Below are 7,808 nucleotides of genomic sequence, written 5' to 3' on the forward strand. Positions count from 1 at the left end.
TCCTCAATTTCTTGCAATCCTCGCTACGGACGCTTAAGTCCGACAGGCTGCCAGGATTTTCCATTGAACTAATGCTGGCTGTAATCATTGTATTTAATATTTTGACCAAATCATTCCGCAAAAGTTCCTCCAGAATTGCCACAATTCAGGATTAAGGCCTTTGGAACGACAAACGGAGATGTCAATAAGAAACCTTCGCAAGAAGGGTAAAGCCCATTAATGGCGAAGTAACGAATTTGCTGCGCTGGAAAAACTTCGAAGTCTTAAAGGAATAACCTGAACTTGAGTGTCCGTTGCCTGTCCAAGTATTCAGGTGGACGTGAACTTTAATGTCCGTTGCCTGTCCAAGTATTCAGGTGGACGTGAACTTTAATATCCGTTGCCTACCCAAACTTTTAAATTATTAAGGAGAATATATTATGAGTTATGGAATGACACCATCATTAAGCACACCGGCTGGCACGGTACCTGGATTGATGCAGAATAGCGTATCAAAGTCCGATACCCAAACGGACGTTGTACCGTCCATTCCACGTGCAGATCATTCGGAAACAGGCAAAAGTCTTACAGACCGGGAAGCATCTCCCATGAGAATCGAAGTCAGTAATGATCATTCGACTGCATTGCAAAGCATCCTGGATGCAACGCAAAGCTACCAGCAGATGCACCCTTATACCCCGCCCTCTGGCGTGAGCTACAAGGATTTTCAATGAGAGTTTGGGTGGCCAATGAACAAGAAGCAGACAAACAGTCAGATGGGGTCATTGTCGTGGCCCACCACCTTGCAGAGTGGATGTTTCAGCCTGAATTCTTGGCGAAGGTAAAAGCGTTTGTCGTGGAACAAGTAAGATTCGATGAACTCGCAGCGGTCTTCTTGAGAGAGAAAGAAATACCATTACTGCCGGACTTTGGATATTTTGAGTCATTGCTCGCTCAGAATGGACAAGTGGTCACACTCAAGGGCCAGCTCCCGTCTTAATGGTTAGCCTGATGCTTTTATTGTTTCCGGTAACCTTACCAGAACACTGGCCAGTCACAGAAGCCAGACCTCTGCTTTTTCTGATGTGTTGCGTCTCTGATGGTGCGGCTCGAAAGAACTCTTGCGAAACCATCGTACAGGGTAAAAAATAGCCTCCTCTGAACCACAAGTTCTTTAAGGAGGCCATTTTCGAGACCGGCAAATCCAAACCCACATCAGGATTGATGATGCCATCAATATTTTGCATCGGGTTGCAGCTGTCATTCTTATTCATGTCTGCTTTTGTAGTTGGGATTTTTACTATAAATTTCAGGCTCATGGATTATAACTCTAATAATAAGAGTTCAAAGTGAAACTCCCCGCCCTTTCGAGGGTTTACGGCGTTTTTGCTAACCGGCTTTCAGGAAGTCAGCACACCGACATCCAGAACCGGGGCGGCATCAATACTTTCTGCATCCATCATGTTAGCTACCCGTTGCAGGGCAGAGAGAAGCTGGGTTTTTTCCCAGTCTTCCAGAGACTCAAAGCGCTCGATGAATTTTTCATGGAGCAGGGGCGGGGTGCTTTTAAGAACACTCATTCCTTCGGTGGTCAACCGGGCATTCACAATACGTTTATCTCTGGTACTCCTGACCCTTTCAATGTAATGGCGGTCTTCCAGACGGTTGAGGATGGTCGTTACTGTCGCCTGGCTCAGTGATACGTCCTGGGAGATTCTTTTGACTGTCACATCGCCCAGGGTTTCTATTGCTCTGAGCACCATCACCTGAGGGATAGTGAGCCCGCATACTTTGATCATTCGCTTCGAATGCAGGTCTGTGGCCCGGATGATTTGTCGTAAAGAAACAAGAACATCGTTCCAATAACAGGATTCGGACATAGGGATCTCTTGGTCTATTCAGATGTTTGACCCAACTATGTGCCACAAATGGATCAGAAAAACAAATATAATTTGATCACTAAATATTAGACATATAATATTTCCCGCTCTTTCGCCTGAAATTGTTCATGAGACCAATTAATGCCCATGCCAGGCGTACCAAAAAAATAAGCACAGGGAACCAAATTGATAGACGATAGTCCAAAACTTAAGTTATCCGAAAAAACAGAGACAGGACTAAAAGATATGAACGAAATGACAGTACCCAGCAGCCCAAATAGCAAGTTAGCACTTTATCAAAAGCCGGACGACGATTGCCCTATTTGTTTAGAAACTTTTGCCGGAAGGAAAGTCATGGTTCTCGAAAAATGCAAACATATGTTTCACAAAGCCTGCCTGGAGCCCTGGCTATCTGAGAATTCAACCTGTCCTTCTTGCAAAACCTTTCTCGCGACAAGAGAAGTTCAAGTATTTCTTTACAGTGTCAGTGATAGAGCCATTAATCAAGCCAGAGCATTATCATCGAGTCTTTCTGCTACGACCCGTGTGACCGGAGACTCCCATACAGACAGTCAGAGTTCGGATCGGCAGAACTGGGAGGATCGGGCCTTTGCATCGGCTTGGTTGGAAGCAGGCAGCTCAAGAGCCTCAGCTTCTTTTGCTGCTATCTTGGGTAGGGGGACGTCAGGCTCCTCTCCAGACAACAGTAAGACGTAGGCAACGATTCGTATCGTTAAATAATCCGAGGCGCTGATTCCGTCACCTTTGCAGGCACCTTAACATCATTACTTGCTGCCAGAGCGCGTGTCTTGGCCAGAGAGTCGGTCAGTCAGTTTTGACATCCTCCCACTGATTCAAAGAAATCAATGGGGGTTACCATTAGGATGCAGGTCTGTGGCCGGATGACTTGTCGCAAAGAAACGAGAACATCGTTCCAATAACAGGACTCAAAATAGTGATCTCTTGGTGTATCCAGATGTTTGACTCGACTGTTTGCCACAAGTGGAGCAGAAAAACAAACATAATTTGACCACTAAATATTAGACATGTAACATTTTTCCGCTCTTTCGTCTGAAACTGTCTATTATTGATGTAGTCCCAAAGTCTTCATTTGAACAACTTAATTAAAACAGCTTCAGCCAAATAACCATCTACCCTGACTCCGGGAGCCTCCCATTTTATGTCTGACCCTTCAGAATCACGTCACAGTCTTAACTTGCCCGTCTTTATTGGCGCGTCCAGTGTCATTCTTTTAATAGTGGTCTGTACGGCTCTGTTTCCCGATCAGGCCGAACTTTATTCCACAATGCTGCAAACGGGCATAATGACCAATGCCAGTTGGTTTTACGTGACGGCGGTCGCCATCATCCTCATTGGTGTTGCTATTGTCGGCCTCTCCCGTTATGGCGATATCAAGTTGGGCCCCGACCATTCCGAGCCGGATTTCAGCTTTAGTTCCTGGTTTGCCATGTTGTTTTCAGCCGGTATGGGGATTGGCCTGATGTTTTTTGGCGTGGCGGAACCCGTCATGCACTTCCTGACACCTCCCGTGGGCGATCCGGCATCCATTGAGTCCGCCCGGGAATCCATGAGGATTACCTTTTTCCACTGGGGTTTTCATGCCTGGGCCATCTATGCCATTGTGGCCCTGATACTGGCATTCTTTGGCTATCGTCACAATCTGCCTTTAACCCTGCGTTCGGCTCTTTATCCGATTGTGGGTGATCGTATTCATGGTGTCATCGGGCATGTCATTGATGTCTTCGCCATTCTGGGTACGACCTTTGGTGTGGCAACAGCATTGGGTTATGGCGTGCTTCAGGTCAACTCGGGCCTGAATTACCTGTTCGATATCGATGTAAGCACCCATGTCCAGGTGGTTTTGATCGTTGTAATTACTGCTCTGGCCACCTTGTCCGTTGCCTCAGGTCTTGATAAAGGAATTCGCCGTTTATCTGAGATCAATCTGCTGCTCGCACTGTTGCTAATGGCCATGGTCATTATACTCGGGCCTACCATTTTACTGTTGCAGTTACTGGTGCAGAATATTGGTAGTTACCTGTCTGATATTGTCGACAAAACATTCAATCTCTACGCCTATGAACCTACCGACTGGATGGGTGGCTGGACTCTGTTTTACTGGGCGTGGTGGTTGTCCTGGTCACCTTTTGTCGGCATGTTTATTGCCCGTATCTCCAGAGGCAGAACCATTCGCGAGTTTATCTGTGGTGTACTGTTTGTCCCTGCCTGCCTGACCTTTATCTGGATGACGGTATTCGGAAACACTTCCATTGATCTGATTATGAATCATGGGGCGACAGACCTGGCTGATATTGTTCAGGTTGATGTCTCGCTGGCGCTCTTCAAGTTTCTGGAGTATTTCCCGGCCACAGAATTCCTCTCAGGAATTGCCATTATCATGGTGGTGGTATTCTTTGTCACCTCTTCCGACTCCAGTGCCATGGTGATTGATATGCTGGCTTCTGCGGGTGAAGGGAAAACTCCGGTCTGGCAGCGTGTGTTCTGGTCTTCATTGATTGGTCTGGTGGCACTGGTACTGATGCTTGCCGGAGGACTCAAGGCTCTCCAGACGGCCACGATTGCTACGGCTTTACCATTTTCTATCGTGTTGTTGGTTTCCGGCTATGGACTGCTAAAAGCACTGGCACTGGATACCGCCAAAAAAGAGAGTCTGACCCAAACCACGCTGGCTCCGAGCCATGCCAATGTCTCTATTCCATGGCAAACCCGATTGCAGAATATTACTCACTTCCCTGAACGTAAAAGTGTCAGGGTTTTCATGCGAAGTGTGGTGCTACCCGCCATGAAGTCCCTCTCCAGAGAGTTGGAAGAACAGGGTGTGGAAACTGGCATAGACTTTGACCGAAACAAGAGCATTGTCTCTCTGAATGTGTTTCATGGTGAGGAACAGGACTTTCTCTACAAGGTCAGCCCACGTTCCTACGTTCAACCCAGCTTTGTCATTGATGATGAAGAAGAGAGTAAGTACTACCGTGCAGAAGTCTTTTTGAGGGAGGGCGGTCAGGACTACGATATTATGGGCTGGACCAAAGATCAGGTCATTGGCGATATTATTGATCAGTACGAGAAACATATGCACTTTCTGCATATGGTTCGCTGATTCAATGGCGCCCTGGTGGAAAGCTGTCGTTTGATGGGTTCTCAATCGGGGCGCATTTCCCTGCGATACCTATTCCTTTGTTCATTTCAGCGGCAAGCCTGAGGAAAATTTTCCAGAATATTCTGATCATGAGTGATCAGTGGAATATTCTGCACCTGAGCATCAGCGCAAATGAGCCGATCAAAAGGATCTCGTGTCCAGGGCAGCAGAATGCCCTCGTCCACAAGCCTCGACATGGGGGTTTTCGACATAGTGAGACCAATTTCGGTATAAAGGAATTGGATAATATTGGCTGGCGTCTCAGCAATTCGACCGATCTCATACAGGTACTGAAGCTCAAACCCGGCCATTTCGGGCAGCACGATATCATTGTTGTCCAGCATGACTTTGACTTCGGGAGAGAGTTTTCTGACTTGCCTGGAATGTAAAAAGACGGCTATATGAGTATCAATTAAAACCATTCTCAGGCTCCCAGTTAAACACTGATTCACTCTCCAGCCCCTCCTCATCGCCAATGATTATGGATTGCTCACCCATACTTTCCAGTCTTTTCAGCTTAGAGCCTTTATTTGTCAGGCTAATCGTCAGGCTGACACCACCACGATCAATGGCCACGGGTTCTCCTGTTCTGATGATCTCATCAAAGATGGTGTAGATGTTTTTCCTGAGATTGGTCAGGTTGATTGGCTCTTGTCCATTCTGCTGATTTGCCATGTTGTGCCTATCTTTTGTTGAGGTGTGTACGTTATATTTTAGTTACGTACATATAAAAGTAAATTCTCAGTCTCTTCCAATATGGAATGAGCCTGGCCCAAACCACCCTGGCTCCGAGCCATGCCAGTGATTCCATTCCATGGCAAACCCGATTGCAGAATATTACTCATTATTCCAGAGCGCAAAAGTGTCAGGGGGTTCATGAAAAGTGTGGTGTTACCCGCCATAAAGTCCCTGTCCAGAGAGCTTGAAGAACAGGGCGTGGCAGTCGGCATAGACTTTGACCGAAACAAAAGCATTGTCTTTCTGAATGTGTTTCATGGTGAGGAACAGGATTTTCTCTACAAGGTCAGCCCCCGTTCCTACGTTCAGTCCAGCTTTGTCATTGATGATGAAGATAGTAAGTACTAACGTACATAATTCTTTTTGAGGGAGGGCAGTCAGGACTACGATATTATGGGCTGGACCAAAGATCAGGTCATTGGTGATATTATTGATCAGTACGAGAAACATATTTATGGATATGGGGTCAAAATATGTTGTCCTGAGTCCCAAGGATTTAAGGTTCTTACCATTGAAAAATCGGTGACATTTCTAGTCACAACCAGCATTTGATTTGTCTTAGCTATGCCGGCAATCATTGCATCTCTCTCAGATTTAGGGTCAGGGACATGAAATTCGGCAGCACAGACTGCAGATTTACCATCGAAAGATAAAACTCTGTCCTCAAAAGCAACCTTTATTTTTTTGTCCATCCATGATCGCAAAGATGCTCCTTGCTTTTTGTCTTTTCGCTCCATCTGAAGAATGCCGATTTCAAGCTCCAATATTGAAATGGATGAAATGTATAGATCAGAAAAACTAGTATTTGATAGCCATCTAAGCACCTCAATATCGCTCTTTCCTGCTTCTGCTTTTCTCAGCTCAGAAATCACATTGGTGTCCAATAGATACACATCAAAACTCCTCAGGCTTAAGGTCTATCTTTCCAAGTTTTGGTGGTTCGAACTCGAAATACTCTTCTTTGCTTCCAAGCGAAGATAGCATTTCCAGAACGTTTTTCTTTTCGCCCTTGAGCCTTTGATACTCCTCGATATTCAAAAGAACATGAGTGGTCTTACCTCTTGTTCTAATGAATACTGGATTCTTTTCGGCTAAGTTCTTTGCCTCGCTGGTTTTTTGGTTAAACTCTCTGGAACTGTATATTTGTGACATAGCTCTGTCCTGTTTCATCGGTAATTGTAGTAATGTTACTATAATTACTGGGTAGGGTCTAAAATGTCCTTCCCGGACTCCCTGGTGAACTACTCGCCCCTAAAGGAGCGAGCTTCCAATACTGAGCACCTACCAAAGTAGATGCCGTCCCTTTATTAAAGGAGAGACAGAAACTTACGATTACCGACGTACAACGTGATGTAAGGTAGTCATAACGGATGCTTGCAGGCACCTCAGGTGTCAGACCTTCTCTGTACAAGGCAATGATTAAAGATCTGACCCCTGATGTTCCGACAATTCGGCTAACAACCGCCATCATCGCCATAACTGAAGCCACCGAAATGGTAGGAATGACCATAGCTACTACTATCTGGTTCCCTTTTTTTCACCCTGGATGCAGGCCTATGTTCTGCACCGTGCATCATTAGCTCTCTGAGGATATGGCGGTTTTGATAGTACTCACTGTAGTAGTGAGCATAAGTGTATGCTGTCCAATGAGTGGGTCTTTCCGATAGGCAGACGACGCTATCATTAATATTTCGCAGAATATCCGGGGCGTTAAGAAGGGACTTAACGGTATGGGTATTACCTTTTTTTATTGCCAGCATCAGGAGCGTCTCACCCATCAAATTCTTACAGTTGAGATTAAAAAGTGCTCGCCCATTAGCATCTTTTAAATTCACCAGATACGTCGTTGCTGCTGCCGGGTCAAGATAGTTCGTCACTACATCCATGATAAGCTTGGAACCTGTCTGGCATTGTTTTAAAACGCTGACCAGAAGGGGATTTTCTTTCAACAAAGCATTGCAAAATGACCAACACTTTCTCATGACTGCATATTGAAAGGCATAAACGGCAAGTAACTTTGTCTGCCCGTT

Annotated in this window: 12 protein-coding genes; 5 read left to right on the forward strand and 7 right to left on the reverse strand. The window is 45.7% G+C overall.

The window, feature by feature from the left end:
- Positions 1 to 419: 419 nt before the first annotated feature.
- Positions 420 to 713 carry a hypothetical protein gene (locus tag KDK17_RS06730; RefSeq protein ID WP_257274357.1) on the forward strand — a complete coding sequence of 98 codons (294 nt, stop codon included), beginning with the start codon at positions 420 to 422 and terminating at the stop codon, positions 711 to 713.
- On the forward strand, positions 710 to 979 hold the full coding sequence (locus KDK17_RS06735) for a hypothetical protein (protein ID WP_257287669.1): 270 nt from the start codon (positions 710 to 712) through the stop codon (positions 977 to 979). The genes KDK17_RS06730 and KDK17_RS06735 overlap by 4 nt, the downstream gene beginning before the upstream one ends.
- Here the strand turns inward: KDK17_RS06735 and KDK17_RS06740 are convergent.
- Together KDK17_RS06740 and KDK17_RS06745 are read right to left on the reverse strand one after the other, a co-directional pair.
- Positions 957 to 1,298 carry a hypothetical protein gene (locus tag KDK17_RS06740; RefSeq protein WP_257287670.1) on the reverse strand — a complete coding sequence of 114 codons (342 nt, stop codon included), beginning with the start codon at positions 1,296 to 1,298 and terminating at the stop codon, positions 957 to 959. The genes KDK17_RS06735 and KDK17_RS06740 overlap by 23 nt on opposite strands.
- An 81-nt stretch (positions 1,299 to 1,379) precedes the next feature.
- Positions 1,380 to 1,859: a MarR family winged helix-turn-helix transcriptional regulator gene (locus KDK17_RS06745; RefSeq protein ID WP_257274355.1), complete on the reverse strand. Its 480-nt coding sequence runs from the start codon at positions 1,857 to 1,859 to the stop codon at positions 1,380 to 1,382.
- 246 nt (positions 1,860 to 2,105) lie between these two features.
- Here KDK17_RS06745 and KDK17_RS06750 point away from each other — a divergent pair, with 246 nt between their 5' ends.
- Together KDK17_RS06750 and KDK17_RS06755 are read left to right on the forward strand one after the other, a co-directional pair.
- Positions 2,106 to 2,576: an RING-H2 finger protein gene (locus tag KDK17_RS06750; protein WP_257287671.1), complete on the forward strand. Its 471-nt coding sequence runs from the start codon at positions 2,106 to 2,108 to the stop codon at positions 2,574 to 2,576.
- A 463-nt stretch (positions 2,577 to 3,039) separates the two neighbouring features.
- Positions 3,040 to 5,001, forward strand: a complete 1,962-nt coding sequence (locus KDK17_RS06755; protein WP_257287672.1) for a choline BCCT transporter BetT — start codon at positions 3,040 to 3,042, stop codon at positions 4,999 to 5,001.
- An 86-nt stretch (positions 5,002 to 5,087) separates the two neighbouring features.
- Here KDK17_RS06755 and KDK17_RS06760 read toward each other — a convergent pair whose 3' ends face one another.
- Positions 5,088 to 5,462 carry a type II toxin-antitoxin system VapC family toxin gene (locus KDK17_RS06760; protein ID WP_257254552.1) on the reverse strand — a complete coding sequence of 125 codons (375 nt, stop codon included), beginning with the start codon at positions 5,460 to 5,462 and terminating at the stop codon, positions 5,088 to 5,090.
- Positions 5,449 to 5,715: a type II toxin-antitoxin system Phd/YefM family antitoxin gene (locus KDK17_RS06765; protein WP_257254551.1), complete on the reverse strand. Its 267-nt coding sequence runs from the start codon at positions 5,713 to 5,715 to the stop codon at positions 5,449 to 5,451. The genes KDK17_RS06760 and KDK17_RS06765 overlap by 14 nt, the downstream gene beginning before the upstream one ends.
- A gap of 120 nt (positions 5,716 to 5,835) precedes the next feature.
- Here KDK17_RS06765 and KDK17_RS06770 point away from each other — a divergent pair, with 120 nt between their 5' ends.
- Positions 5,836 to 6,126: a hypothetical protein gene (locus tag KDK17_RS06770; RefSeq protein ID WP_257287673.1), complete on the forward strand. Its 291-nt coding sequence runs from the start codon at positions 5,836 to 5,838 to the stop codon at positions 6,124 to 6,126.
- A gap of 104 nt (positions 6,127 to 6,230) precedes the next feature.
- On the opposite strand, the gene KDK17_RS06775 is transcribed toward KDK17_RS06770, so the two are convergent.
- The 3 genes from KDK17_RS06775 to KDK17_RS06785 all read right to left on the reverse strand — a co-directional run.
- Positions 6,231 to 6,671 (reverse strand): type II toxin-antitoxin system VapC family toxin, encoded by a 441-nt coding sequence (locus KDK17_RS06775; protein ID WP_257274408.1) that lies wholly within the window; start codon positions 6,669 to 6,671, stop codon positions 6,231 to 6,233.
- A 1-nt stretch (position 6,672) separates the two neighbouring features.
- Positions 6,673 to 6,930, reverse strand: coding sequence for a type II toxin-antitoxin system Phd/YefM family antitoxin (locus tag KDK17_RS06780; RefSeq protein ID WP_257274407.1), 258 nt, complete (start codon positions 6,928 to 6,930; stop codon positions 6,673 to 6,675).
- Positions 6,931 to 7,232: 302 nt separating this feature from the next.
- Positions 7,233 to 7,808: ankyrin repeat domain-containing protein (locus KDK17_RS06785; RefSeq protein WP_257287674.1), on the reverse strand; the 576-nt coding region annotated here is incomplete at its 5' end.

Origin of the sequence: Endozoicomonas sp. SESOKO2 (assembly GCF_024606245.1) — a bacterium.
GTDB lineage: Bacteria > Pseudomonadota > Gammaproteobacteria > Pseudomonadales > Endozoicomonadaceae > Endozoicomonas_A.